This window comes from Nonomuraea sp. NPDC050227 (assembly GCF_044459705.1).
Classification (GTDB): domain Bacteria; phylum Actinomycetota; class Actinomycetes; order Streptosporangiales; family Streptosporangiaceae; genus Nonomuraea.
In genome coordinates this window covers 708504-732037 of the sequence record NZ_JBITJF010000004.1, presented here as the reverse complement: position 1 = coordinate 732037, position 23534 = coordinate 708504, and the positions used below count along the sequence as shown (strand labels likewise).

Below are 23534 nucleotides of genomic sequence, written 5' to 3'. Positions count from 1 at the left end.
GCATCGTCCTGAACGGCGAGAACGTCTCGACGGTCAACTCCTACTTCAACGGCACGTACGGCAGGCTGCGCCTGGTCGAGAAGGTGCCGGGCGCCGCCGCCATCTGGTTCGGCTCGACCAACTCCGACAACAACGGCGACGGCAGCGCCGACACGATCCGCCGCTCCGCCATCCAATAACCCCCCGAGGGAGTGACCGTGCTCGCAACCCGCTTACGCACCCTCGTCCCGGTCGCCGCCGCGTGCCTGGCCGTCTCCGCGCTCGTGGCGCTGCCCGCGCGCGCGGCGACCGTGCGCTACGAGGCCGAGAACGCCGCCAACGTCCAGGGCGCCGTCGAGGCGAACCACGCCGGATTCTCCGGCACCGGCTTCGTCAACAGCGTCAACGCGGCCGGCCCGTACACGGAGTGGACCGTGGACGCTCCGGCGGCCGGCACCGCCACCCTGGCCATCAGGTACGCCAACGGCACCGGCTCGGCCCGCGTCGCCGACGTCTCCGTCAACGGCACGGTCGTGTCCGCCGGGCGTTCGTTCGGCGCGACCGCCAACTGGGACACCTGGGCGACCTCCACCCTCACCGCCGCCCTGAACCGGGGCGACAACAAGATCCGGGTCACCGCCGCGTCCGCGGGCGGCAACCCCAACCTCGACTTCCTGGAGGCCACGACCGCCGACGCCCCGGCCACCGAGTACCAGGCCGAGGCCGCGACGCTGACGGGGGCGAGCGTGGCCACCAACCACACCGGCTACACCGGCGCCGGGTTCGTCGACTACGTCAACGCCCCCGGCGGCTCGGTCGAATGGTCGGTCAACGTGGCCGAGGCCGGCAGCCACACGCTGACCTTCCGCTACGCCAACGGCACCGCCGCCGGCCGCCCGATGGACGTCGCCGTCAACGGCGTCACGGCGGTGACCGGCCTGGCCTTCCCCGGCACCGGCGGCTGGGACACCTGGGCCGACGTCCGCGCCACGGTGACGCTGAACGCCGGCGTCAACACCGTCCGCGCGACCGGGACCGGCGCCGAGGGCGGCCCGAACGTGGACAGGTTGTCGGTCAGCGGCGCCGGCGGCGCCGACGGCCAGGCGCCCACCGTGCCGGCGAGCCCGCGGGTGACCGGCGTCTCGGCCACCGGCATCTCCCTGGCCTGGACGGACTCCACCGACAACGTGGGCGTCACCGGCTACCGCGTCTACGAGGGCACGACCGTGGTGGCGACCTCGCCCACCGCGAGCGCCACGGTGGCGGGGCTGGCCGCCGGGTCCGCCCACACGTACACGATCACGGCGGTGGACGCGGCGGGCAACGAGTCCGGGCACAGCGCCGCGGTCACCGGCACCACGACCGGCGGCACCGGCGGGCCCACCGCCGACCAGCTCCTCGCCAAGGTCACCACGTGCGCCCAGATCTCCAACGGCAAGTACAAGACCGACTCCGACGTCTCCTCCGGGACCGTCGCGGTGTGCGGCAAGACCGGCGGCGTGTTCTGGAAGGGCGACCTGGACATCGACTGCGACGGCGTCCGGACCGCGCAGTGCAACGAGAGCACCGACTGCTGCTTCCAGGCCGAGACGTTCTGCCACACCACCTCGGACACGCCGCTCAACGCCGCGCAGCTCCCGTACGTGGTGGTGCCGAGCCCCAGCTCGATCTGGGACTACCGGACCAAGGGCATCGGCTGCGGGACGGTGGTGGCGGTCATCTACAACGGCCAGGTCGAGTACGCGGTCACGGGCGACACCGGCCCGTCCGGGATCATCGGCGAAGCCTCCTACCGCACCGCCGCCGACCTCGGCATCAACCCCGACCCGAGCAACGGCGGCACGGACTCCGGCGTCACGTACATCGCGTTCACCGGCTCCGGGACGAAGGTGGCGGCCATCGAGAACCACGACCAGGCCGTGACGCTGGGCCGGACCCTCGCCCAGCGGTTCATCGACGCCAACTGACCGACCACGCCATGCCCTGATTTGTCCTGGATAAAACAGCAGGTAGCTGGACAGGACAGGGATTATGGCAAGATCTGCACTGGTCGTCATCGACATGCTGAACCCGTACGAGCACCAGGACGCCGAGCTGCTCGTCCGGCAGGTGGAGCCGATCGTCGAGCCGCTCGCGGACCTGGTGGCGCGGGCCCGCGAGCGGGACGACGTCGAGCTTGTCTACGTCAACGACAACTACGGCGACTTCGCCGCCGACCGGCGGGAGATCGAGGAGCGGGCGATGAAGGGCCGGCGGCCGGACCTGGTGCAGCCGGTCCTGCCGCCCCCGGGGTGCGCGTTCCTGCCCAAGGTGCGGCACAGCGCGTTCTTCGGCACGTCGCTGGAGTACCTGCTGTCGCACAGCGGGGTCGAGCGGGTCGTCCTGGCCGGGCAGGTGACGGAGCAGTGCGTGTTGTACAGCGCGCTGGACGCGTACGTGCGGCACTACGAGCTGACCGTGCCGCCCGACTGCGTGGCGGCCATCCACCACGATCTCGGGCAGGCGGCGCTGAACATGATGGAACGCAACATGTCCGCCCGGCTCACCCCGTCCGGCGACTGCTTCACCCGATGAGCTCGGCCGTGCGGTCGGCGACGAGGTGTGGCTGCTCGGCCTGGACCAGATGGCCCGACACGACGTCCTCGTGGCGCCCGTCGGGCAGGCTGTCGGCGTAGCGGCGCTGGTGCTCGCGGTTGGCGGCGTGCTGGCGCTCCCGCCCTCGGGCGGCGCGGGTCACCGACAACACGATCGTCGGGCAGCGCGGCAGCCGAGGGGGGCGCGCCCGGAACTCCGGGATGGCGGCGGCCACGGCCCGGATCTCCTGGCGCGTCCGGGCGACCCCGGCGGGGGTGAAGTCCTCGGCGAGCATGGTCCGGTAGGTGTCGGCGGGGAACAGCCGCCGGACGTTCCCGCTGAACAGCCGCGCCGGCGGACGGAACCGGCTGAGCGCCTGCGTCACCGCCATCACGCGGTCGACCTGCGCGGCGGTCCGGTCCCAGGTGTCGTACACCGGCGAGGTCTCCGGCAGGACGTCGGCCAGCAGCAGCCCCCGCAGCCGGGACCCCAGCAGCTCGGCGGCACGGCGCGCGACCAGCCCGCCCATGCTGTGCGCGACCAGCACGAACTCCCCCGGCACGACGGCCTCGGTCATCGCGACCAGGTCGGCCGCCAGGTCGTCGATGCCGAGCGGCCCGGTGGCGGGGCCGCTGCGCCCGCGCCCGGCCCGGTCGTAGGTCACCAGCCGCGCCCTGCTCGCCAGCAGCGGCGTCACCACGTCCCAGCAGGTGCGCCCGCAGCCCCCGCCGGCCTCGAACACCACCGGTAAGGGGCCTTCACCGGTTACCTCGACATAGACGTTCCGGCCGTTCACCGGCACCGTCCGCCCCGGCACGTCCCGCATGCCGCCTCCTCCGCTCCGCGAACCTAACGTTTTCATTTTGGATAACGGTATCTCATATGAAATCGTTAGGCCATGGACCCTGTCGAGCAGCTGCTGCACCCCGTACGGCTGCGCATCGTGCACGCCGTGGCCGCCGCGGGCACGATGACGATCGCGCAGCTCTGCGCCCGCATGCCCGAGGTTCCCAAGATCACCGTCTATCGCCAGGTCGCGCACCTGACCGAGGGCGGGTTCCTGGAGGTCGAGGGCGAGCAGCGCGTACGCGGGGCCACCGAGCGCCGCTACCGGCTGCGCCAGGACCGTCCCGCGATCGACGCGGGGGCCGCCGCGTCGATGTCCCTCGACGACCACCGCAGGGGCTTCGCCGCCGCCATGGCCGTCCTGATCGCCGAGTTCGACGCCTACCTGCGCCGCGAGGGCGCCGATCCGGTCGCCGACTCGGTCTCCTACCGGCAGGGCACCGTGTGGCTCAGCCCCGGCGAGCTCGCCGCGATGCTGACCGACCTGCTGGCGGTGCTGGGCGACCGGCTGGGCAACGCCCCGGCCCCCGGCCGCGCCCCCTACCTGCTCAGCGCGATCCTGTTCCCCTCCGGCGAGCCGCCCGCGCCCGGAACCGGCCGGTAGCCCGAGGTCGTCCTCATCCCGGGCAGGCGCGGCGCGCCCCCCGGAGGGGTTGAACGGAATTTCCGGTCGAATGTCGTATCAGGGTGCTTAGGATTTGCTCACTGACGGATGAGCGGCCGCATTCACACTCCGCTCGTTCGCGGCGGGGGGCCGGTACCGACCAACGGGACGAATCAGGCGGTGACCATGGGCGAGTCCTTCGGGCTGCACGTGCCGATCGGTACGAACCTGGCTCACCTGCGGGGCCTGGTCAGCGCTTTCGCCCTGGAGGCGGGGCTCGACAGGCGGCGGGTGGAACGGCTGGTGCTGGCGGTCAGCGAGGCGGCCGGCAACGTCCTGGAACACGCCCAGGCGCCCGGCACGGTGAGCGCCCGCAGCGACGAGGACGGCGTGACGGTGCACGTGATCGACGAGCGCGGCACCCTGACGCACGCCCACCTCAGCCGCGTCCCGGCCTGGCCGCCGCAGCGCGGCATGGGGCTGTGGATGATGCAGCGCGTGTGCGACCGGGTGACGCTCGACCACCCGGACGGCCGCTCCCGGCTGGAGCTGTTCATCCGCCGCGCCCCCGCGGACCAGGACGGGCAGCCGTGAAAGCGGGGCCCGCCTGGTGGTCGTGGAGGACTCCGGGCACACCGGGAGCGGCGCCTTCCGCGAGGAGATCCTGAAGGCCCTGGACGGCTTCGCCGATCACTCCGGAACGAACCGGACGAACGGGATGCGGCTGCCCACCTCGCGGTAGTCGTCCACGCCGCCGTCGACGGCGAAGCCCATGATCCGGCAGAGCCGGCGGGCGGCGGCCGGGTGGCGGGGGGCGTACCGGGCCATGATGTCCGCGCCCTCGCCGGGCTCCAGCGGCACCGCCGTGGCGCGGCAGCGGCGGCCGCCGACCTGCAGGCTCACCTGCGGGGTGGCCATGACGTTGCGGTACCAGTCGGCCTTGGGGCCGAAGCCGGAGGCGGCCACGTAGCCCTGCCCGTCGCGCTGGACGACCTCGATGACGGCCCGGCGGGGCAGGCCCGAGACGCGTCCGGTGTGGGTGAGCAGCATGACGCGTCCGCCGAGCACCGGCCCGAGGCCGAGACGGTACAGCAGGATGGGCAGCCGCCACAGCCGGCGGCGCAGCCCGGTCGGCGGGTCCGGTCTGCTGACGATCTCCATGGTCGGTCTCCTTCCGTGGTGGATCCTGGACGGCCCGGTCGAGGACGGTCTCCGTCAGCCGGGCGGCGACGCGGCCGACTCGCCCGCCTCCAGCAGGTCCTCCACCGCCGACAGCGCCGCGCCGACGGGGAGGGCGGGGTCGATCATGTGGTGCAGCATCAGCCCGTCGATCGCGGCGGTGACGAGCGTGGCGACGCCGTCGAGGCGGTCGGCCGGCCAGCCGGGGCGCAGGCGGCCGAGACGGGCGGCGATGCGGCCGCGGGCCCGGCGGAGCTCGTCGCGCAGCACGGCGCCCAGGGCCGGATCGCGGGTGGCGCCCACGATCAGCTCGGCGGCCAGCCGGGTCGTCGGCCCGTCGGCCGCCGCCTGGGCCGGCAGGCCGCGCAGCAGGGCCAGCGCGGCGCGCTCGTCGTCGGCGGCCAGCAGCTCGGTGACCAGCGGGCCGACGACGAGGTCGGTGGCGCGGCGGAAGATCGCCTCACGCAGGCCGGGCAGCCCGCCGAAGTGGTAGTGGATCAGGCCGGGGTTGGTGCCGGCCCGCTCGGCCACGGCCCGCGTGGTGACGCCGGGCCACCCGTGCTCACCCAGCAGCGCGACCCCGGTCTCCACCAGTTGCTCACGACGGCGGTCGCCACGCGCCGAATTTGGCCGATCGGCCAAGTTGGTCATACGGCCAAGTTAGCACGGGGAAAATCGCGTGCGCCATGGCGGCGGCCGGTGTTGCATGTCCGGATGATCGACGAACCGCTGGACCGCCTCCGCGCCGCCGCACGACGTACCCGCGAACTGGCCCTGGACCGGGGGGCCACCGGCGTGGGCCACGAGGACGCCGACGACGACGCCGGCACCATCGGCACCGACGGCGCCCTCGGCTTCGACCCGTTTCCCCTGCTGGAAGCCCTGCACCGGCATCGCGTCCGGGCCGTGGTGATCGGGCAGGTCGCCGGCATCATGCACGGCTCCGCCGAGCTGACCGGCGACCTTGACCTGCTCTGGGACGGCCACCCCGCCCACGCCCCGGCCCTGGCCGCCGCCTTCGCCTCCGTCGGCGCCCGGCTCGCCGACGAGACGGGCGGCCCGCTGCCCCTGCACCCGGACTCCCTGCTGCGCCCGAAGACGCAGTTCACCTCGCCGGGGGCCGGCGGCGACTGCTGCACCCCGGCGCTCCCCTGGGGCGGGCTTCGGGTCGGCGAGTGCCTGGACCGCGCGCTGACCGCGACCGGCCTCGGCGGCCTGGAGGTCCACTACGTCTCGCGGGAGGACCTGATCCGGATGCGCCGCGCCCTGGGCCGGCCCAAGGACCTGCGCCGGGCGGCCGAACTGGAGGCGTGACCTGCGGCGCCCCGGCGGAAAAGGAGTCGTCGGGGCGCGCGGCGTTCGAGTAGGTTCGCCGTTCATGACCCCTACTCTGCGCACCGAGCGGCTGCTGCTGGAGCCGTACGTCCCCGCCGACGAGGACGCGTTCGTCGCCATGTTCCAGGATCCACGGGTCACGCGCTGGATGGGGGACGGCACCGCCACCGAGCCCGAGGACCGCGCGCTGTTCGGCCGCATCTTCACCAAGGTCTACGCCCAGGACCTGTTCGCCGTCTGGGCCGTACGCCGGGACGGCGAGCTGATCGGGCACGCCGAGATCAAGCCGACCGACACCGTGTCGGGCCACGAGCTCATCTACGCGCTGGTCCCCGCGGTGTGGGGGGCGGGCCTGGGCCGGGAGCTGGCCGAGGCGATCGTCGGCCACGGCTTCGACGCCCTCGGCCTGACCGAGGTGCACGCCACCGTCGCGCAGGACAACCTCGCCTCGCTGGCCGTGCTGCGCAAACTCGGCTTCGAGCACGTGCGCGACATCACCGAGGACGACGGCGGCACCACCCGCGTGCTGACCCGCCGCCGTCCGCCGGTCACTCCACCGCGCCCGTCCGCGTGAGCAGGTCCTGGTACCAGGCGTCGTAGGGATGGTTGGTGGCCGGGTAGTTCGCCGGCGGATCGGTCGCCTGGCCCGCCGAGTCGAAGTCCCAGCCGCGGACGAGCCGGCCCGCCCGCCGCGCGTCGGTGATGAACGACGACTGCCCGGCGGGCGCCGCGTAGAACAGCGCGTCCTGCCGCAGCTCCGCGCTGTCGCCCTGCTGGAACTCGGCGAAGGCGACCTGCCGGTGGCGGATGCGGTCGCCGGTGAACGCGTCGGTGTCCACCCGCAGGGTCCGCGACGGGGTCGGGCCGTCGGCGCCGGTCCACACGTGCACGCGCGGCGCGCCGCCGTAGGAGGTGGTCTTGTCGTGGCGGGCGTCGGAGGTCCTGGCGTTGCCGCTCCACGCGACGCTCGCCGCGCCGGCGTCGAGCGTGCCGGACCACTCCCAGTTCTGGCTGCTGCTCTGGCTGCGGTGGATCTCCCGGAGCCGGGTCCCGCCCGCGTCGGTGAAGCGGACGGTCGGCAGGACGCCGTTGTCGTACTGGCGGCTGGCGGACCAGGTGATCTCGCCGGCGGCGTCCAGGCGTCCCACCCGGTACCAGAGCGTGGTGGCGTTCTGCGACTGGTGGACCTCGACCAGGTCGCCGTTGTCGTTGAGGGCGACGGCGGGGGTGACGCCGCTGTCGTACCTGCCGTGGCGCAGCCAGGTCACCCGGCCGTCGGCGCCGTACGCGCCGGTCCAGTACCACAGCGCTCCGGCGCCCGAGTCGTGCACCTCCACGACCTGGCCGCGGGCGTTGGCCGCGACGGCCGGGTTCGAGCCGAGGTCGCGCTTGTACAGCGTGCGGGTCGTGCCGTCGCCGGAGATCACCGGGAGCACGCGGCCGCGCAGCGCGTCCACGGCAGGCGGGGCGGCCGGGTAGTCCTCGGCCCGCAGCAGCCGCGGCCCGAAGGCGGCGACGAGCTCGTCGTTCAGCGCGGCCGGGTTGCCCGCGGCGTAGGACGGGTTGTCGGTCAGGTCGTCCTTGAGGTCGAGGGCGACGACGATCGGCGCGGCCGTGGGATGGGCCGCCGACCAGCCGGCGATCACCGCGAGCCAGTCGCCGAGGAGGTTGGAGGCCGGGTTGCCCGCGTGGTCCACCTCGTCGCCGGGGGCGTCGTGGCCGACGGAGTAGTCGCGGGCGGTGGCGTACCCGTTGTCGTGCACATCGAGCTCGACGAAGCGGACGCCGTGGTCGAGCTGGTAGGCGATCGAGTTCCTGGCGCCGTTGATGTTGCCCGAGTAGCTGTTGTGCGTGGCGCGGAAGACCGCCGAGGGTAACGGCACGTCCGCCGCCGCCTCGGCCGATCCGCCCGCCGTCAGGACCGAGGCCGCGGCGGCGAGGGCTGACAGGACGGCTCTCGAACGGGGCATGCGCTGATCCTCACGTCGGGGGGCGATTGCTCCCAGACAATACGATCACGGCCCTGCGGCCAACCCCGCCGGACGAACCGGCGGGGCGGCGCGGAGTGAGACAGCCTGACGGGTGCGTTGGAGGTCAGCGGTCCTCGTGGACGCGGCCGAACTCGACCGCGGGTGCGCTGCCGGCGAAGTTGCGGTCCACCTCGGCCCGCTCGGCCACGCTGGGGGTGGCGTTCGTGCAGCTCACGGGGGCGCTGGAGCCGGACATCAGGTCGCCGCAGAGCCCGGTGCGCCGGTCCGGCAGGCCGAGGATGTGACCGATCTCGTGGGTGGCGATCCGCAGCGGGTAGTAGCCCTGGTTGACCGCCTGGCGGCCCATCCAGATCGTGCCGCGGCCGAGGCTGGTGGGCAGCGTCCTGGGCCAGTTGTTGTCGGCCAGGACGACGAAGCTGGCGGGCGTGCCCTGCATGAGCCGGACGTTCACCACGTTCGCGTTCCAGACCTGGGCGGCCTGGTCGATCACGGTGACGAACTCCGCAGACCGGGAGGCGTCGTACCGCAGCACCCGGACCAGCACGGCGGCCTGGGCCGGGGAGGTGACCAGCAGGAAGGAGAGGACGAGGACGACGGAGAGCGTGACACGGAGAGACCTTGACACGGATCCTCCAGAAGTTGGGGGGTCCTGTCACGGTAGGCGCGCAGTCAGGGGCGGGAAAGTAGCTATTAGTGCATATTGCCGCGATATGCCGACGACCGCCCCGGCTTGCCGATCCGAGCGATACGGGGCGGTTTGCGCGCATAAAAGGAAGATTGTCCTGAGTTGATCAGGGCAGTGGGGCCGGGATGTCCACCCCCGATCTCGTCCTGGCCCTCGGCGGCGCCGCCGCGCTGCTCGCCGCCGTCCTGCCCGGCCTGCTGGCCCGCCGGGCCTTCTCCCCTCCCCTGGTCTACCTGCTCGGCGGCATGGGGCTGTACCTGCTGCCGATCGGGCTGCCCGAGCCCGATCCCGTCGCCCACCGGGCGGCCGTCGAGCACATCACCGAGATCTGCGTGCTGGTCTCGCTCATGGGCGCGGGGCTGGCGCTCAACCGGCGGATCGGGTTGCGGAGCTGGTCGACGACCTGGCGGCTGCTCGGCTGGGCGATGCCGCTGACCGTCGCCGGGGTCACGGCGGCGGCCTCCGGCGTGCTGGGCTGGCCCGTCGCCGCCGCGCTGCTGCTGGGGGCCGTGCTCGCGCCGACCGACCCGGTGCTCGCCTCCGACGTCAGCGTGGGCGAGCCCGCCGACGCCGAGAACGCCGACGACGAGGTCCGCTTCGCCCTCACCTCGGAGGCGGGCCTGAACGACGGGCTGGCCTTCCCCATCGTGTACGCCGCCATCGCCCTGGCCACCGCCGGCGGCCTGGGCTGGACGGGCGAGTGGGCGCTGACGGACGTGCTCTACCGGATCGTCGCCGGGGTCGTCTGCGGCCTGCTGATCGGCCGCCTGCTCGGCCGGCTGTTCTTCCACTCCCCCGCCGAGGAGCTGCGCCTGGCCGAGCGCCGCGACGGCTTCGTCGCCCTGGGCGCCACCCTGCTCGCCTACGGGGTCACCGAGCTGGTCAGCGGCTACGGCTTCATCGCCGTGTTCGTCGCCGCCTGCGCCATCCGCCGGGTCGAGCACGGACACGGCTACAACAACGTCCTGCACGGCTTCGTCGAGCAGCTCGAACGGCTCTTCACCTCCTGGCTGCTGCTCCTGCTCGGCGGATTCGTCGCCGCCGGCGGCCTGGCCCCGCTCACCTGGCGCGGCGCCCTCGTCGGGGTGCTGCTGATCCTGGTCATCCGGCCGCTGGCGGGCTGGCTCTCCCAGGTCCGGGGCCCGGCCGGCCCCCGCGAGCGCCGGGTCATCTCGCTGTTCGGGATTCGGGGGGTGGGGTCGCTGTTCTACCTGGCGTACGCGCTCGGCCACGCCGACTTCGGCGTGCCGCCCGAGGAGCTGTGGGCGGTGACGGCCTTCACCGTGGTGCTCTCGGTCGTCCTGCACGGCATCACCGCGACCCCGGCCATGGCCCGCCTCGACGCCCTCCGCGAGCGCCTGGCGACGGGCGCGCGGGGGTAGGACGCGGCCTCGCGGAGAGGGGGCCGCGAGGCCGCGTCACCATCCGGTTACCGCAGGACGGACGTCCACCCGGGGCGGCCGGGCAGCGGGCTCGGGGGCGGGACCCGCCTGAGCGACGTCTCGTCCGGCGGGACGGCCGGGCAGCGGGCGCCCTGGGCGGGCAGGTCGCGGGAGAGCAGGTAGCGGTCGAAGGCGGCCGTCGTGCACTCGCCGCGCCCGTAGATGCCGTGCCCCCACCCTTCGTAGGTCAGCAGCCGGGCCTGCCGGCCGGCCTGCAGCGCCGTGGAGGCCGCCCACACGTACGGCGTGGCCGGGTCGTGCAGGGCGTTGCCGAGCAGCAGCGCCGGCGAGCCGTCCACCCTGAGCCGGTGCTGCCGGTTGGGCGTGGCCGTGCCCTGGCAGGCCAGCGCGAGCGGGTGCGCCGCGGCGCTGACCAGCATGTCCGGCGCGACGGCCGCCGACCTGCGGAGCAGCCGGTCCCAGTCGTGGTAGCCGCGGACGGGCAGCGCGTAGTCCTGGCAGAAGACGAAGCTCGCGTCGTTGACGGTCTCCCCGGCGGCCCGGACGGGCGGCGCGAAGAGCGGGCTGACCGGGCCGGCGCCGCTCTCCATGGCGGCCAGCAGCTCGGCGAGCTGGCTCCAGGCCGGGCCGTAGAACGCGCCGAAGGCCAGGCCGATGAGGTCGAGCCTGCGCAGCTTGACGTCCGGCTGCCCGGGGAAGGTCAGCTCGCCCCGGTCGGCCCTGGCCAGCAGCTCGTGCCACACCGCGCGGACGTCCCTGCCGTGCAGCGCGCACGAGCCGGTCCGGCCGCACCAGGCCACGAACTCGTTGAAGGAGTCCTGGGAGGTCCAGGCCTCGGTGTCCAGGAACGCCTGGGTGCCCAGGCTGTGGTCCATGTTGCTGTCCAGCGCGAGGGCGCGGACGCGGCGCGGGTAGCGTTCGGCGTAGAGCTGGCCGATCAGGGTGCCGTACGAGACGCCGTAGTAGGTCAGCTTGTCGTCGCCGAGGGCGGCGCGCAGGGCGTCGAGGTCGCGGATCACGTACCCGGTGTGGACGTTGTCGAACAGCGGGCCGGTGCGCCGGCGGCAGTCCTCGCCGTAGCGCCGGTTGAAGGCGAGCAGGGCGTCCCAGCCGGCCTGGTCCTTGATCGACAGCGGGTCGGGCGCCTGCTGGGCGAGCTCCAGCGAGCAGGTGACGGGATGGCTGCGGCCCACGCCGCGCGGGTCGAAGCCGACCACATCGAAGCGGCTGGTGATCTCGGGGGTGAAGCTGAGCCAGTTGTTCACCACGGCGTCCACGCCGGAGCCGCCGGGGCCGCCGGGGTTGATCACCAGCGACCCGATGCGGGCGGCCGGGTCGCTCGCCCGGCGCCGGGCGAGGGCCAGTTCGAAGGTCCCGGCGCGCGGGTCGTTCCAGTCGACCGGCACGGTCAGCGTCCCGCAGTCGGCCGCGGGGTCCTCCGCGCACGGCGCCCACCGCACGGCCGGGGCGGTGGCGGCGGCCGCGGGGACCGGCGCGAGCGGCGCCGCGAGGGCCGATAAGAGGGTGAGGATCAGGACTGGTCTTCGCATCGCGACTCCAATCGTTCGGGGACCTGATCATCGATCAGTTCCTCCGACAAGACCATCCGACTGGAGGAGGAGACCGGAGTCATCCCTGAGGACCTTCCGCTCGGCCCCCTTCGGACGGCGCGCGTACGCGGATCTCTCGTCAGGTCACCATGACCACATGCCGACGCGGACGTCCACGCCCGGGGAGGCGTGCAGGAGGGGCGGGCCGGCCGGGACTGGCAGGCCGGCGGCCCGCAGCAGGTCCTGGTCGAGGCCGGTCAGCTCGACGTGCTGCAGCGGCCACGGCGGGTGCTCGACCTCGGCCGCGGCCAGCCGGTTCGCCACCCGGGTGAACAGCCGGTGGCGGGCGGTCAGGAAGTGCGCGAGCTCGTCCTGCTCGTCCTCCCGCAGGACGCCGCCCACCTCCGCCTCGACGTCGCACCGCACGCCCCGCGTCCCCGGCCACCGCCGGCGGCAGCGGTAGCGGCGGCCCTGCCGGTCGATCCGGACCGACATGTCGGACCAGTGGTAGGGCAGCCGGTAGCCGGAACGTCCGCCGAGCGCGGCCAGCAGCCGTCCCGCGTCCAGGGACAGGAACCAGACGCCGGAACGGCCGCGCGCGTCCCGGACGTACGTGCGGCAGTTGGTCTCCGGGAACGCCGACAACCACGGCACGGCGGGCAGGCCGGGCACCCGTACGTCCTCCATGAGGAACGGCGTCACCCCCACCCACGCCGACCCGTCCATGGTCTCGACGGCGAGCTCGTCCGGCACCAGCTCACGCACCGCTTCGACGGGGTAGCGCCAGTGCAGGAACGTGATGTGCGCCCACCGGTGGCACATCACCGGCAGCGCCACGCGCGGCGACGGCGGCGCCTTCACGCGCTGCGGCGGTGCTCGGCGAGGACCCGGCCGTCGCGCCGGATCCGGGCGGCCCGGTAGGGCGGGGCCGGCCGGGTGACGCACGCCCGCGCGGCCGACTCGGCCTCCGCCTGGTCGATCCCCCAGCCGATGGTGTGCCAGCGGTCGCCCGCCGCGTCCAGGGCGGTGATCTCGTAGAGCTGTCGCGCCGGACGCGGGGTGCAAGGGGTGTGGCGGTGCTCCATCCAAGTCTCCTCACGACGGGGGCGGACCGCCGCCTGCCCTACCCGGGGCGTTCCATCCCAATCCCCGCCTCCGGAACGCGTGACGGGAAGGGCTCAGGCGAGAGAACCTTGGGGACGAGGACGCGAGAGGGATCGGTGCACATGCCTGAGTGGCTGGAAGCGGGGACGTGGGGGCTGGTCGCCGGAGGCGCGCTGGTCCTCGGCGCGGCCGTGGCGATGCTGGTGCGGGTCCCGGCGCGGGCGATCGCCGCCGTCATGGCCTTCGGCGCCGGGGTGCTGATCTCGGCGCTCTCCTTCGAGCTGCTGGACGAGGCCGAACGGTCCGGCGGGCTGCTGCCCACCGCCGTCGGCTTCCTGGCGGGAGCCTGCGCGTACGTGGCGGCCAACGCGATCCTGGCCCGGCACGGCGCCCGGCACCGCAAACGCTCCGGCGACCAGCAGCCCAGCGAGGCCGACGCGCAGGGCAGCGGCGCCGCCATCGCCGTCGGCGCGCTGCTCGACGGCATCCCGGAGTCGGTGGTGCTCGGGCTGTCCCTGCTGCACGGCGGCGAGATCGGCCTCGCCGTCGTGGCGGCGGTGTTCGTCTCCAACGTCCCCGAGGGCCTGTCCAGCGCCGCCGGCATGCGACGGGCCGGGCGCAGCCCCGCGTACGTGTTCGGCGTCTGGGGCGGCATCGCCGTGGTCAGCGGCGTGGCGGCCATGATCGGCTACCTGACCCTCCGGTCGGCCTCCCCCGAGGCGATCGCGCTGATCACCGCGATCGCGGCCGGCGCCATCCTGGCCATGGTGGCCGACACCATGATCCCGGAGGCGTTCGAGCAGGCGCACGTCCTCACCGGGCTGATCACCACCGTGGGCTTCCTGTCCGCCTTCGCCATCGAGCGCCTGGCCTCCTGACGGCGAGTGCGGCTCACGGCCGGCCGGCGGTCCAGGGGCCCGGAGGGAGGTGGACCGTCATGATCATGTCGCAGGCGCCGTCGCCCTCGCCCCGGTAGCCGTGCGGGGCGTCGCCGTCGAAGGTGGCGGTCTGGCCCGCCTCGACGGGGTGCTCGGCGCCGTCGAGGACGAGCGTCATCCGCCCGGAGACGACGCTGAGGGTCTCCACCACCCCGGCCTGGTGGGGCTGGCTGGGGTACTCCTCGCCGGGTTCCAGCCGCCAGCGCCAGACCTCGACGGGGGCCGGGCCGGTGGTGGTCAGCATGAGCCGGGCCTGGCCGCCGCGCGGCCCGGTCCACAAGGGGGCCACGGCGTCGGCGGCCACCACGCGCAGGCGGCCCTCCGGCGGCCCCTGCATCAGGGCCGAGACCGAGATGCCCAGGGTGTCGGCCAGCCGGACCAGCGTGGCCAGGTTGGGGTTGCCCTGCGCCTTCTCCAGCGCCACCAGCGCGCCCTTGCTGACCTGGGCGCGCCGGCCGAGCTCCTCCAGGGACAGGCCGGCGCGGGTGCGGGCGGCCTTGACGTTGTGGGCGACCGTGCGCAGGGCGCTGGCCGGCTCGGCCATCTGTTCACCTTCCTCGCGGGGCGGACCGGTGGAATGTACTGCGCGGTCGGTCCGTTGTCCTCCAGCAGTCATTCTAATGTACTCTTTGGTCGTTCCGCTGGATGTCCGGGAGGTGTCGTGATCGCTCTGCTGCTGGCCCTGGGCAGCTCGCTCGCCTACGGCTGCGCCGACTTCCTCGGCGGCCTGGGCGCCCGCAGGGCCCATGTGCTGCGTACCGTGATGGTCGCGGCCCCGGCCAGCCTCGTGGTCGAGCTGCTGCTGTGGCCGATGCTCGGCGCGTCGTTCAGCCCCGCCGCGCTCGGCTGGGGCGCGGCCTCGGGCGTCGCCTCGGCGGCCGTGTTCGCCCTGCTCTACCGCACGCTGGCGATCGGCCCGATGAACGTGCTGTCGCCGGTGACCGCGCTGGTGTCGGCCGCGCTGCCCGTCGCCGTGGGGCTGCTCCAGGGCGAGCACCTGCCGGCCGCCGGGCTGGTGGGGCTGCCGCTCGCGCTGGTGGCGGTCGTCCTGGTCAGCGCGGGGCACGGCGCGGGGTCGGCGCGTCCGTCGCGAACGGCGCTGCTGCTGGCCTTCGGCGCCGGGTCGGCGATCGCCCTCCAGCTCGTCTTCCTGCACCAGGCGCCGGCCGACAGCGGGGTGGCGCCGTTGATCGTGGGACGGGCGGTCTCCTCGGCCGTCACCCTGACCGCGGCCGGGCTGCTGCGCCGCCGGCTGGGCCCCGAGCGGCCCGCGTACGCGCTGTCGGCGACCGCGGGCGTGCTCGACTCGGTGGCCAACCTGCTGTTCCTGCTCGCGGCCCGCAGCGGCGACCTGGCCGTGGTGGCCGTGGTCACCGCCCTCTACCCGGCCGGCACGGTGCTGCTCGCCCGCGGCGTGCTCGCCGAGCGCATCCACCGCGGCCAGCTCGTCGGCCTGGGCGCCGCGGCCCTCGCCGTCAGCCTCCTCGCCCTCCCCTGAACCCTGCCCTGAACCCCGCACTGAGCCCTGTCCCGCCCCCTGGCCCCGCCCCCTGCCCTGCCCCTGCCCGGCGGGCCCGCCTGGCGTCAGGAACGCGCGGCGGCGACCACGGCGACGGACAGCGGGACCACCGCCCACGCGCCGAGCACGGCGAACGCCGCCCAGGTCGGCATGACGTCCGGCACCTGCTCGATCAGCTGGAGGGCCGGGTACCCGGGCAGGACCCGGTTGACCACGTCGCCGCCCGGCAGCACGCGGGCGGCGAACGGCGCCACCAGGACGATCACCACCAGCGCCGCCGTCGCCACCGCGCCGTTGCGCAGGACCGTGCCGAGCGCCAGCCCGAGCAGAGTGGCCACGACGATCATGAGCGTGCCGCCGGCGACGACCGTCCAGGCCCCGGCGGGCAGCAGCGACGGGTGGAACTCCGCGGCGACGAACCGCCCGTAGAGGTAGCCGGGCACCGCGATGAGCAGCGAGCCGGCCACCGCGACGCCGCCCAGGACGACCGCCTTGGCCACCAGCACGCGCGCCCTCGACGGCATCGCCACGAACGTCACGTCGATCATGCCGGACGTGTGCTCGCCGCTGGCGGTCATCGCCCCCAGCATGCCGAGCGGGAGCTGGGCCAGGACCACCCCCACGTACACGGCGACCACCACCCCCATGGCCGCCTGGTCCCCCGTGCGGCCCGGGTCCCAGCGCGAGATGACGGTGGCCGCGCCGAGCACGGTGAGCGCGAGCGACACCAGCACCCCGACGCCGAGCGCCCACCAGGTGGAACGCAGGGTCCGCAACTTGATCCACTCGGCCGCGAGCGCGTTCACCGCTCCCCCCTTCCGACGAGCTCCATGAACGTCTCCTCCAGCGAGCCGCCCGGCCCGACCAGCTCGCCGAGCGCGGCGTCGGCGCGCAGCCTGCCCCCCGCCAGGACGACGAGGTGGTCGGCCGTGACCGCCATCTCGCTGATGAGGTGGCTGGACACCAGCACGGTGCGGCCCTCGGCGGCCAGCGACCTGAGCAGGCCGCGCATCCAGCGGATGCCCTCGGGGTCGAGCCCGTTGGCCGGCTCGTCGAGCACCAGCACCTCGGGGTCGCCGAGCAGCGCCGCGGCGAGGCCGAGCCGCTGCTTCATGCCCAGCGAGAACCCGCCGACGCGCCGGCCCGCCGCTCCGCCGAGCCCCACGAGCTCCAGCAGGGGGCCGATGCGGGCCCGGTCGAGGCCGTTGGAGCGGGCCAGCCACCACAGGTGCTGTTCCGCGCGCCGCCCGCCCTGCACGGCGGAGGCGTCCAGCAGCGCGCCGACCTGGGTGAGGGGCCGGTCCAGCGCGCGGTAGGGCAGGCCGTTCACGGTGGCCCGTCCGGCGGTGGGCCGTTCGAGGCCGAGGAGCACGCGCATGGTGGTGGTCTTGCCCGCGCCGTTCGGGCCGAGGAAGCCGGTGATCCGGCCGGGCCGGACCGTGAAGGTGAGGTCCTGCACGGCCGGGGTCCGGCCGAAGCGTTTGGTGAGTCCGGTGACTTCGATCATGTTCCTCACCCTCCACGGCCTCCGGCCCGGCGCGCATCGGTCCTGGGACCGATACGGGCGGCGTGGCCGCCGGGTTAGGTTCGCACCGTGCGCCAACAGATCCGTCCGCCGCTGCTGAACCGGGTGCCCGCATGGGGCTGGATTTCCCTCGACGCCGTCGTCGCGCTGGTCGTCGCGCTCGGCTACGCCGGGCTCACCTCGTCGCGGAACCCGGCCGAGCCCGGTGTGCTCGACTTCGCGGCGGCGCTGGCGGCCGGGCTGCCCGTGGCGGTCAGGCGGTTGTGGCCGGGGCCGGTGTTCGTGGTCGTCCTGCTCGGCGGGCTGGGCATGCGGGAGTTCCTGCTTCCCCACGCCGAGCTGCTCTGCCTGCCGCTCGTGCTGTACACGCTGGCCACGCGGAGCAGGGCCGTGCTGCCGCTGCTGGTGGCGGGCGCGGTCGCCGCGCAGGGCGTGGCGGAGGTCCCCCTGACGGCCGCGGTCCGCGACCGGCTCGGGCTGGCGCTGGCGATCCTGCTCGCCGCGTGGGCCGCCGGCACGGCCGTACGCCAGCGCGGGCTCTACACCGGGCAGCTGGCCGCGCAGGCGGAGGAGCGGGCCCGTGCGGAGGCCGTCGCCGAGCGGCTGCGGATCGCCCGGGAGCTGCACGACGTCATCGGCCACAGCCTCAGCACGATCGCGGTGCAGGCGGGCGTGGCGGGCCACGTGGGCGGGACGGAGGAGATGAGCCGCACGCTCGCCTCGATCGAGGAGACCAGCAGGTCGGCCCTGCGGGAGACCAGGCAGCTGCTCGGCGTGCTGCGCGAGGACGACGCGGCCGACCTCGCCCCGGCCCCCGGCCTGGCCGATCTCGACGCGCTCGTCGCCCGCACCAGGGCGGCGGGCCTGGAGGTGGAGCTGTCGATCGACGGCGCCGCGGACGGCGAGCTGGGGCCGACGGTCTACCGGATCGTCCAGGAGGCGCTGACCAACGTGCTCAAGCACGCCGGCGCCCGGCACGCCCTCGTCCGCATCGAACGCCTCCCGGACGCGCTGACCGTGGAGGTCACCGACGACGGCACGCGCGGCCGGGCGCGGCCGTACGGGCACGGCCTGACCGGGTTGCGCGAGCGCGTGCGCGTCTTCGGGGGCGAGTTCGAGGCGGGCGTCCGTCCCGTGCGCGGTTTCCGGGTGAGGGCGAGGCTGCCGCTGTGATCAGGGTGCTGGTGGCCGACGACCAGGCGCTCATCAGGGCGAGCTTCCGGCGGCTGATCGACTCCACGCCGGGGTTCCAGGCGGTCGGCGAGGCCGCCACGGGCGCGCAGGCGGTGACGGCGGCCGGACGCGACCGTCCCGACCTGGTGCTGATGGACGTGCGCATGCCGGAGATGGACGGCATCGAGGCCACCCGCCGCATCTGCGCGGATCGGCCGGAGACGCGCGTGCTCATCGTGACCACCTTCGACCTCGACGACTACGTCTACGGGGCGCTCCGGGCGGGCGCGGCGGGCTTCCTGCTCAAGGACACGCCGCCGGCCGAGCTGATCAGGAGCATGGCCGTGGTCGCGTCCGGCGAATCGCTGCTGGCGCCGACCGCGACGCGGCGGCTGGTCGAGCGCCACGTGCGTCCCCCGTCCGGGGACGGCGGCCTGGACATCACCGAACGCGAGCGCGAAGTGCTCGTCCTGGTCGCCAGGGGCCTGTCGAACGCGGAGATCGCCGGCACCCTGTTCGTCAGCATGAGCACGGTCAAGACGCACGTCAGCAGCCTGCTGACCAAACTCGGCGCCCGCACCCGCGTGCACCTGGTCATCGCCGCGTACGAGGCCCGCCTCGTGTGAGGCCCGCCGGTCCCGCTTGCGCGACTATTCATTGAATGTATAGTCGTGATCATGTCAACCGGTCACGTGCTGCTCGGCTTCCTCGCCGAGCGGCCGAAGCACGGGTACGAGCTCAAGAAAGAGCATGATCACCGTCTCGCCGGCGCCAAGCCCCTGGCGTACGGGCAGGTCTACGCCACGCTGCAACGCCTGGAACGCGACGGACTGGCGGAGGTGGCCGAGACGCGGCAGGAGGGCGGCCCCGAGCGCACCCTGTTCGCGATCACCGAGGCCGGCCGGGCGGAGCTGGAGCGGTGGCTGAACGCCGTCGAGCCGTCGGCGCCGTACGTCGCCAGCCCCCTGTTCGCCCGGGTCGCCGTCGCGGGGAAGGCCGCCGACGGCCACCTCCTGCGGCAACGCGAGGCCCACCTGGCCCGCATGCGGGAGCTGACCGCCGAGAAGGCGACCGGCTCGCCCGCCCAGGTGCTGGCGGCCGACTACGCGCTCCAGCACCTCGACGCCGACCTGCGCTGGATCGAGACCGCGCTCGCGCGGATGAAGGAGGACACCGATGCTTGAGGCCAGGGGCCTGGGCAAGTCGTTCGGCGGCACCAGGGCGCTGAACGGCGTCTCGCTCGCGATCGCGGAGGGCGAGATCGTGGCGATCACCGGCCCGAGCGGCGCGGGCAAGTCGACGTTGCTGCACTGCCTGGCCGGGGTCGTCCGGCCGGAGTCCGGCGAGGTCGTCCTCGACGGCACGCGCATCGACACGCTGCCCGAGGACGACCTGACCCGGCTGCGACGCCAGAGCTTCGGGGTCGTCTTCCAGTTCGGCGAGCTGGTGCCCGAGCTGACCGCCGCGGAGAACGTCGCGCTGCCGCTGCTGTTCGACCGGCACGGCAGGCAGGAGGCGATGACCGCCGCGGCCGAGTGGCTGGCCCGGCTGGAGGTGTCCGACTGCGCCGGGCGGCGCACCGGCGAGCTGTCCGGTGGGCAGCGGCAGCGGGTCGCCATAGCGCGGGCGCTGGTGACCGGCCCGCGCGTGGTGTTCGCCGACGAGCCCACCGGGGCCCTGGACACGCTCGGCGGCGAGCAGGTGATGGGCGCTCTGCTCGGCGCGGCCCGCGCCGGCCGGGCGGCCGTCGTCCTGGTCACCCACGACAACCGGGTGGCCGCCTACGCCGACCGTGAGATCCCGCTGCGCGACGGCGCCGTCCTGGTGGGGGCGGAACGATGATCACCGTGCTGGGCATGCTGCACAGGGGACGCTCGCGGGCCGAACGCGTGCGCGCCCGGCTCGTCGCCGCCGGGGCGGCGGTGGCCACGTTCCTGGTCTGCACGGCCGTCGGCATGGCCGACTTCCAGGACGAGGACGGCTCCCTGACCGGGCTCGGCCTGGCGCTGCTGGCCGTGCCGGTCGCCGGCCTGGTCCACCAGGCCAACCGGCTGGCCTCGGCCACCAGGGAACGGCGGCTGGCCGCCCTGCGGCTGGCGGGCGCGACGCCGGGCGACGTACGGCGGCTGGGCGCGCTGGAGGGCGGCCTGCTGGCGCTGGCCGGTTCGCTGACCGGCGGCGCGCTCTACGTCGTCACCCACCTCGGCGGGCCGCTGCCGCAGATCCCCGTGGTCGTCGCGCTGGTGACGCTCGGCGGGGTCCTGTCGGGGGCCCGCGCCGGCCGGCACGTCGTCACCTCGCCGCTGGGCGTGACCCGCCGCGCCCGCGTACGGGGGCCGCGGGCGCTGGACCTGGCCCTGTTCGCGGCGGGCGTGGGCCTGCTCGTCCTCGGGCTGTCGGTCAAGGGCCGCTTCCCCGTCGTCGGCAAGTACGGGGCGGCGACCGCCATGGCGTCCGGGCTGGTCCTGCTGCTGATCGGCGCGACCCTGGCCACGACCTGGCTGATCAGGGCCTACGCCCGCAGGGCCGGCCGGCGGGCCCGGTCGCCGGAGACGCTGCTGGCCGCGCGGCTGGTCGAGGCCGACCCCCGGGCGTGGGCCAGGGCCCTGTCGGTGGTGAGCCTGACGGTGTTCTTCGGCGCGGCGGTCGGGGCCCAGCAGGCCTCCGTCGGCTACTCCCAGGCCCACGCGCTGGTGGACGTCGCGCTCCTGCTGGCCCTGGCGACCTCGTCGATCGCCCTGGTGGCGCACCAGGCGGAGGAGCTGATCGACCATCGCCGCTCGTTCGCCGCGCTGGCCGCCGCCGGGGTGCCGGAACGGGCGCTGGGCGGGGTGCTCGTGCGACAGGCGGTCGTCGCGGCGCTGCCGGTCTGCGTGGTGGCGGCCGTGTCGGGGGTCGCCGTGGTGGTGCTCCCCCTGGTGAGCGTCTACCGCGTCGAGTCGCTGCCGTGGGCGCTGACCAGGGCCGTCCTCATGGCGGGCGCCGGGGTGCTGGCCGCCGTGGTCGTCGCCCTGGCGGCCCGCCCCCTGCTGCGGGGCGCGCTGCGGTCCGGCACGCGGACGTGACCGGCGTCCGCTGACACCGCCTGCCCCCTGGCCGTCTACCGGTGAGCCGCCTGCTCCGGCCTGGGGGCGACCGGCTGCCTGAGCAGCGTCTTCGGGTCGGGGTCGGTGAACTCGGTCAGGTAGATCTCGTGGTGCAGCCCGTTGGGCACCAGCCCGTGCTCGGCCATGAACGCCTCCATCACCTCCAGCGACCTCTTCTCCTCGCTGTAGGGCCCCTCGTGCAGCAGCTCCACGCACTGGCCCTCGGTGAAGGTGACGACCTGGACCCGGTCCACGGCGGCCCCCGACGGGCGGGCCCGCTCACGCGCCGCCTCGGCCGCCCCCGGCTCGGGCATCCCCGGCAACGGCAGCAGCAGGTGCCACCGCCACTGGTCGCGCGGGGTCTCCAGCGGCGGCAGCGACGTGTCCTCCACCCACCACCGCCCCTCCAGCGGCCCGGCGGCGCCGCCCATGGCGGAGGCCACGGCGTACAGGGCGCCGATGGCCGACAGGTGTTCGGCGCCGCCGGGCTCTCCCATGCCCGTGACGTTGAGACAGGTGACGGGATGGCAATGGACCAGTCGCGGGGTCATGGATCCTCCGGGTAGATCTGGGTGGAATTCCCCAAGCGTGGGGTCTCCCCGTGGGGGAGAGTCCAATCAGCGTCGGCCAGCACACGGCCGGGATCCTGGTCGCCGCCGCTTCCGCGCCGCCCCACCCACCGACTGACCCGCGACGGGGGTCCTCCCCGCCGCACTCCGGTCTCTTATACACCGCGTATATACTCTCGGAGTATATTGCGACGCCTGATCAAGCACCTCAGAACGAACCGGCCCGGCGGGACCGCGGCCGTCGCCGGGCTCGCCGCCGTCCTGGCCGCCGGGCTGGTCCACGGCACGCCGGCGGCGGCGTCCGTGGCGTCGGCATCAGCGGCGGCGCCCGCGCCCGCGACGTACCTGCCGGCCCCGACCGGCTCCCCGGCCGGTCGGCACCACGTCCCTGTACCTGAAGGACACCTCGCGACCCGACCCGTGGGTCCCCTCGGTCAAGGCGCGCGAGCTGATGGTCTCGCTCTGGTACCCGGCGAGGTCGCCGGGCCGCCACCGCGCCCCGTACATGACGGCGAAGGCGTCGGAGCTGCTGCTCAAGGACGGCGGGATCACCGACCTCCCGGCCGACACCCTGAGCAGGACCCGGACCAACGCCTTCACCGACGCCCGCCCCGCCGGACGCCCCCGCAGCCTGCCCCTCGTCGTCCTGTCCCCCGGGCACAGCAAGCCCCGCACGGAGCTCACGGCCCTGGCCGAGGAGCTGGCCAGCCACGGGTACGCGGTGGCCGCCATCGACCACACCTACGAGAACGTCGCCACCTCCTTCCCGGACGGCCGGGTCACCACCTGCGTCACCTGCGAGATCGACGACAAGGGCCCGGCCTGGTGGGCGAAGCTGGAGAAGAGCCGGGCGGCCGACGTGTCCTTCGTGCTCGACCGGCTCACCGGCGCGCACGCGCCGTGGAAGGGGTCCCGCCTGATCGACCCGTCCAGGATCGCCATGGCCGGTCACTCGGCGGGCGGCGCCGCCACCGTCGCCTCGATCGCGGCCGACACCCGGCTGCGCGCCGGCATCGACCTCGACGGCAGCGTGGAGACGACGCTCCCGGAGGCCGGGACGTCCCGGCCGTTCCTGTTCCTGGGCAAGCCGGCCACGTACACGCCGGGCACGGGCGAGCCGGCCGCCACGTGGGAGCGCGTCTGGGCGCGGCTGACCGGATGGAAGCGCTGGCTGCTGCTGACGGGGGCCGCGCACACGTCCTTCACCGACCTGGGCGTCCTGATGGACCAGGTCGGCATCGAGGACGGCGCCGCCGTGCCCGGCGCCCGCGCACTCGGCCTCACCCGCGCCTACGTCACCGCCTTCTTCGACCGGCACCTGCGCGGTCAGCCCCGGCCCCTGCTGGACGAGCCGTCGGCCGACGTCCCCGAGGTCAGGTTCTGCAGCCCGGAGGACAAGACCTGCGAGTGAGCCGGGGCCGTCTGTACGCGGGGCCGTTCCGGCGGGCATGATGAACAACCATCGGTCCGTCTC

Annotated in this window: 27 protein-coding genes; 15 read left to right on the top strand and 12 right to left on the bottom strand. The window is 74.3% G+C overall.

Annotation, left to right across the window (positions count from 1 at the left end; all coding sequences use genetic code 11):
• Positions 1-197: 197 nt before the first annotated feature.
• Positions 198-1946 (top strand): glycoside hydrolase family 75 protein, encoded by a 1749-nt coding sequence (locus ACIBK9_RS20360; RefSeq protein WP_397160169.1) that lies wholly within the window; start codon positions 198-200, stop codon positions 1944-1946.
• Positions 1947-2010: 64 nt separating this feature from the next.
• Positions 2011-2553 carry an isochorismatase family cysteine hydrolase gene (locus tag ACIBK9_RS20355; RefSeq protein ID WP_358293550.1) on the top strand — a complete coding sequence of 181 codons (543 nt, stop codon included), beginning with the start codon at positions 2011-2013 and terminating at the stop codon, positions 2551-2553.
• Here ACIBK9_RS20355 and ACIBK9_RS20350 read toward each other — a convergent pair.
• A complete protein-coding gene (locus ACIBK9_RS20350; RefSeq protein ID WP_397160167.1) occupies positions 2543-3379 on the bottom strand; it encodes an alpha/beta fold hydrolase in 837 nt (278 codons plus the stop codon). The two genes, ACIBK9_RS20355 and ACIBK9_RS20350, sit on opposite strands and share 11 nt — an antisense overlap.
• A gap of 72 nt (positions 3380-3451) precedes the next feature.
• Here ACIBK9_RS20350 and ACIBK9_RS20345 point away from each other — a divergent pair, with 72 nt between their 5' ends.
• Both ACIBK9_RS20345 and ACIBK9_RS20340 read left to right on the top strand, forming a co-directional pair.
• Positions 3452-4003 carry a helix-turn-helix domain-containing protein gene (locus ACIBK9_RS20345; RefSeq protein ID WP_397160165.1) on the top strand — a complete coding sequence of 184 codons (552 nt, stop codon included), beginning with the start codon at positions 3452-3454 and terminating at the stop codon, positions 4001-4003.
• A gap of 186 nt (positions 4004-4189) precedes the next feature.
• Positions 4190-4597, top strand: coding sequence for an ATP-binding protein (locus ACIBK9_RS20340; RefSeq protein ID WP_397160163.1), 408 nt, complete (start codon positions 4190-4192; stop codon positions 4595-4597).
• 96 nt (positions 4598-4693) lie between these two features.
• Here ACIBK9_RS20340 and ACIBK9_RS20335 read toward each other — a convergent pair whose 3' ends face one another.
• A complete protein-coding gene (locus tag ACIBK9_RS20335; RefSeq protein WP_397160161.1) occupies positions 4694-5164 on the bottom strand; it encodes a nitroreductase family deazaflavin-dependent oxidoreductase in 471 nt (156 codons plus the stop codon).
• Between the two features lie 54 nt (positions 5165-5218).
• The gene (locus tag ACIBK9_RS20330; protein WP_397160159.1) at positions 5219-5833 is read right to left on the bottom strand and encodes a TetR/AcrR family transcriptional regulator; all 615 of its coding nucleotides are present in this window, start codon (positions 5831-5833) and stop codon (positions 5219-5221) included.
• 63 nt (positions 5834-5896) lie between these two features.
• On the opposite strand from ACIBK9_RS20330, the gene ACIBK9_RS20325 reads away from it, so the two are divergent.
• Both ACIBK9_RS20325 and ACIBK9_RS20320 read left to right on the top strand, forming a co-directional pair.
• On the top strand, positions 5897-6496 hold the full coding sequence (locus ACIBK9_RS20325; RefSeq protein ID WP_397160157.1) for a hypothetical protein: 600 nt from the start codon (positions 5897-5899) through the stop codon (positions 6494-6496).
• Between the two features lie 64 nt (positions 6497-6560).
• Positions 6561-7091 carry a GNAT family N-acetyltransferase gene (locus ACIBK9_RS20320; protein ID WP_397160155.1) on the top strand — a complete coding sequence of 177 codons (531 nt, stop codon included), beginning with the start codon at positions 6561-6563 and terminating at the stop codon, positions 7089-7091.
• Here ACIBK9_RS20320 and ACIBK9_RS20315 read toward each other — a convergent pair.
• Both ACIBK9_RS20315 and ACIBK9_RS20310 read right to left on the bottom strand, forming a co-directional pair.
• Entirely contained in the window at positions 7066-8487 is a 1422-nt protein-coding gene (locus ACIBK9_RS20315; protein WP_397160153.1) for a hypothetical protein, read from the bottom strand. The genes ACIBK9_RS20320 and ACIBK9_RS20315 overlap by 26 nt on opposite strands.
• Before the next feature lie 124 nt (positions 8488-8611).
• Positions 8612-9133, bottom strand: coding sequence for a snapalysin family zinc-dependent metalloprotease (locus ACIBK9_RS20310; protein WP_397160151.1), 522 nt, complete (start codon positions 9131-9133; stop codon positions 8612-8614).
• Positions 9134-9318: 185 nt separating this feature from the next.
• On the opposite strand from ACIBK9_RS20310, the gene ACIBK9_RS20305 reads away from it, so the two are divergent.
• The gene (locus ACIBK9_RS20305; RefSeq protein WP_397160149.1) at positions 9319-10575 is read left to right on the top strand and encodes a cation:proton antiporter; all 1257 of its coding nucleotides are present in this window, start codon (positions 9319-9321) and stop codon (positions 10573-10575) included.
• A gap of 47 nt (positions 10576-10622) precedes the next feature.
• Here ACIBK9_RS20305 and ACIBK9_RS20300 read toward each other — a convergent pair whose 3' ends face one another.
• The 3 genes from ACIBK9_RS20300 to ACIBK9_RS20290 all read right to left on the bottom strand — a co-directional run bounded on the left by ACIBK9_RS20300 (position 10623) and on the right by ACIBK9_RS20290 (position 13231).
• Entirely contained in the window at positions 10623-12146 is a 1524-nt protein-coding gene (locus tag ACIBK9_RS20300) for an alpha/beta fold hydrolase (protein ID WP_397160147.1), read from the bottom strand.
• A 144-nt stretch (positions 12147-12290) separates the two neighbouring features.
• Entirely contained in the window at positions 12291-13007 is a 717-nt protein-coding gene (locus ACIBK9_RS20295) for a YqjF family protein (protein WP_397160145.1), read from the bottom strand.
• A complete protein-coding gene (locus ACIBK9_RS20290) occupies positions 13004-13231 on the bottom strand; it encodes a hypothetical protein (protein ID WP_397160143.1) in 228 nt (75 codons plus the stop codon). Before ACIBK9_RS20290 ends, ACIBK9_RS20295 begins: the two co-directional genes overlap by 4 nt.
• A gap of 141 nt (positions 13232-13372) precedes the next feature.
• Here ACIBK9_RS20290 and ACIBK9_RS20285 point away from each other — a divergent pair, with 141 nt between their 5' ends.
• Positions 13373-14128 (top strand): ZIP family zinc transporter, encoded by a 756-nt coding sequence (locus ACIBK9_RS20285; protein ID WP_358293573.1) that lies wholly within the window; start codon positions 13373-13375, stop codon positions 14126-14128.
• Positions 14129-14141: 13 nt separating this feature from the next.
• On the opposite strand, the gene ACIBK9_RS20280 is transcribed toward ACIBK9_RS20285, so the two are convergent.
• Complete coding sequence (locus ACIBK9_RS20280) at positions 14142-14732, bottom strand: helix-turn-helix domain-containing protein (RefSeq protein WP_397160140.1); 591 nt, start codon at positions 14730-14732, stop codon at positions 14142-14144.
• A 117-nt stretch (positions 14733-14849) separates the two neighbouring features.
• Between ACIBK9_RS20280 and ACIBK9_RS20275 the strand changes: the two genes are divergently transcribed.
• Entirely contained in the window at positions 14850-15686 is an 837-nt protein-coding gene (locus ACIBK9_RS20275; protein WP_397160138.1) for an EamA family transporter, read from the top strand.
• Between the two features lie 86 nt (positions 15687-15772).
• Here the strand turns inward: ACIBK9_RS20275 and ACIBK9_RS20270 are convergent, their stop codons facing one another.
• Both ACIBK9_RS20270 and ACIBK9_RS20265 read right to left on the bottom strand, forming a co-directional pair.
• Positions 15773-16513, bottom strand: a complete 741-nt coding sequence (locus ACIBK9_RS20270) for an ABC transporter permease (protein WP_397160136.1) — start codon at positions 16511-16513, stop codon at positions 15773-15775.
• Positions 16510-17214: an ATP-binding cassette domain-containing protein gene (locus ACIBK9_RS20265; RefSeq protein WP_358293579.1), complete on the bottom strand. Its 705-nt coding sequence runs from the start codon at positions 17212-17214 to the stop codon at positions 16510-16512. The genes ACIBK9_RS20270 and ACIBK9_RS20265 overlap by 4 nt, the downstream gene beginning before the upstream one ends.
• A gap of 87 nt (positions 17215-17301) precedes the next feature.
• Between ACIBK9_RS20265 and ACIBK9_RS20260 the strand changes: the two genes are divergently transcribed.
• The 5 genes from ACIBK9_RS20260 to ACIBK9_RS20240 are packed head-to-tail and all read left to right on the top strand — an operon-like array spanning position 17302 to position 21470.
• Positions 17302-18405, top strand: a complete 1104-nt coding sequence (locus ACIBK9_RS20260; protein WP_397160134.1) for a sensor histidine kinase — start codon at positions 17302-17304, stop codon at positions 18403-18405.
• Positions 18402-19031 (top strand): response regulator, encoded by a 630-nt coding sequence (locus ACIBK9_RS20255; RefSeq protein ID WP_397160132.1) that lies wholly within the window; start codon positions 18402-18404, stop codon positions 19029-19031. Before ACIBK9_RS20260 ends, ACIBK9_RS20255 begins: the two co-directional genes overlap by 4 nt.
• Positions 19032-19082: 51 nt before the next feature.
• Positions 19083-19589, top strand: a complete 507-nt coding sequence (locus ACIBK9_RS20250) for a PadR family transcriptional regulator (protein ID WP_358293584.1) — start codon at positions 19083-19085, stop codon at positions 19587-19589.
• Positions 19582-20247 (top strand): ABC transporter ATP-binding protein, encoded by a 666-nt coding sequence (locus ACIBK9_RS20245; protein ID WP_397160129.1) that lies wholly within the window; start codon positions 19582-19584, stop codon positions 20245-20247. Before ACIBK9_RS20250 ends, ACIBK9_RS20245 begins: the two co-directional genes overlap by 8 nt.
• Positions 20244-21470 (top strand): hypothetical protein, encoded by a 1227-nt coding sequence (locus tag ACIBK9_RS20240; RefSeq protein ID WP_397160127.1) that lies wholly within the window; start codon positions 20244-20246, stop codon positions 21468-21470. The genes ACIBK9_RS20245 and ACIBK9_RS20240 overlap by 4 nt, the downstream gene beginning before the upstream one ends.
• Before the next feature lie 35 nt (positions 21471-21505).
• Here ACIBK9_RS20240 and ACIBK9_RS20235 read toward each other — a convergent pair whose 3' ends face one another.
• The gene (locus ACIBK9_RS20235) at positions 21506-22042 is read right to left on the bottom strand and encodes a hypothetical protein (RefSeq protein WP_397160125.1); all 537 of its coding nucleotides are present in this window, start codon (positions 22040-22042) and stop codon (positions 21506-21508) included.
• 469 nt (positions 22043-22511) lie between these two features.
• Here ACIBK9_RS20235 and ACIBK9_RS20230 point away from each other — a divergent pair, with 469 nt between their 5' ends.
• On the top strand, positions 22512-23471 hold the full coding sequence (locus ACIBK9_RS20230) for an alpha/beta hydrolase family protein (RefSeq protein WP_397160123.1): 960 nt from the start codon (positions 22512-22514) through the stop codon (positions 23469-23471).
• Positions 23472-23534: the final 63 nt, after the last annotated feature.

Excerpts from the sequence above, each read along its gene's own strand:
- ACIBK9_RS20355 (WP_358293550.1), top strand. The coding sequence starts at position 2,011 with ATGGCAAGATCTGCACTGGTCGTCATCGACATGCTGAACCCGTACGAG.
- ACIBK9_RS20350 (WP_397160167.1), bottom strand. The coding sequence starts at position 3,379 with ATGCGGGACGTGCCGGGGCGGACGGTGCCGGTGAACGGCCGGAACGTC.
- ACIBK9_RS20345 (WP_397160165.1), top strand. The coding sequence starts at position 3,452 with ATGGACCCTGTCGAGCAGCTGCTGCACCCCGTACGGCTGCGCATCGTG.
- ACIBK9_RS20340 (WP_397160163.1), top strand. The coding sequence starts at position 4,190 with ATGGGCGAGTCCTTCGGGCTGCACGTGCCGATCGGTACGAACCTGGCT.
- ACIBK9_RS20335 (WP_397160161.1), bottom strand. The coding sequence starts at position 5,164 with ATGGAGATCGTCAGCAGACCGGACCCGCCGACCGGGCTGCGCCGCCGG.
- ACIBK9_RS20330 (WP_397160159.1), bottom strand. The coding sequence starts at position 5,833 with ATGACCAACTTGGCCGATCGGCCAAATTCGGCGCGTGGCGACCGCCGT.
- ACIBK9_RS20325 (WP_397160157.1), top strand. The coding sequence starts at position 5,897 with ATGATCGACGAACCGCTGGACCGCCTCCGCGCCGCCGCACGACGTACC.
- ACIBK9_RS20320 (WP_397160155.1), top strand. The coding sequence starts at position 6,561 with ATGACCCCTACTCTGCGCACCGAGCGGCTGCTGCTGGAGCCGTACGTC.
- ACIBK9_RS20315 (WP_397160153.1), bottom strand. The coding sequence starts at position 8,487 with ATGCCCCGTTCGAGAGCCGTCCTGTCAGCCCTCGCCGCCGCGGCCTCG.
- ACIBK9_RS20305 (WP_397160149.1), top strand. The coding sequence starts at position 9,319 with ATGTCCACCCCCGATCTCGTCCTGGCCCTCGGCGGCGCCGCCGCGCTG.
- ACIBK9_RS20300 (WP_397160147.1), bottom strand. The coding sequence starts at position 12,146 with ATGCGAAGACCAGTCCTGATCCTCACCCTCTTATCGGCCCTCGCGGCG.
- ACIBK9_RS20290 (WP_397160143.1), bottom strand. The coding sequence starts at position 13,231 with ATGGAGCACCGCCACACCCCTTGCACCCCGCGTCCGGCGCGACAGCTC.
- ACIBK9_RS20285 (WP_358293573.1), top strand. The coding sequence starts at position 13,373 with ATGCCTGAGTGGCTGGAAGCGGGGACGTGGGGGCTGGTCGCCGGAGGC.
- ACIBK9_RS20280 (WP_397160140.1), bottom strand. The coding sequence starts at position 14,732 with ATGGCCGAGCCGGCCAGCGCCCTGCGCACGGTCGCCCACAACGTCAAG.
- ACIBK9_RS20265 (WP_358293579.1), bottom strand. The coding sequence starts at position 17,214 with ATGATCGAAGTCACCGGACTCACCAAACGCTTCGGCCGGACCCCGGCC.
- ACIBK9_RS20250 (WP_358293584.1), top strand. The coding sequence starts at position 19,083 with ATGTCAACCGGTCACGTGCTGCTCGGCTTCCTCGCCGAGCGGCCGAAG.
- ACIBK9_RS20245 (WP_397160129.1), top strand. The coding sequence starts at position 19,582 with ATGCTTGAGGCCAGGGGCCTGGGCAAGTCGTTCGGCGGCACCAGGGCG.
- ACIBK9_RS20240 (WP_397160127.1), top strand. The coding sequence starts at position 20,244 with ATGATCACCGTGCTGGGCATGCTGCACAGGGGACGCTCGCGGGCCGAA.
- ACIBK9_RS20235 (WP_397160125.1), bottom strand. The coding sequence starts at position 22,042 with ATGACCCCGCGACTGGTCCATTGCCATCCCGTCACCTGTCTCAACGTC.
- ACIBK9_RS20230 (WP_397160123.1), top strand. The coding sequence starts at position 22,512 with ATGGTCTCGCTCTGGTACCCGGCGAGGTCGCCGGGCCGCCACCGCGCC.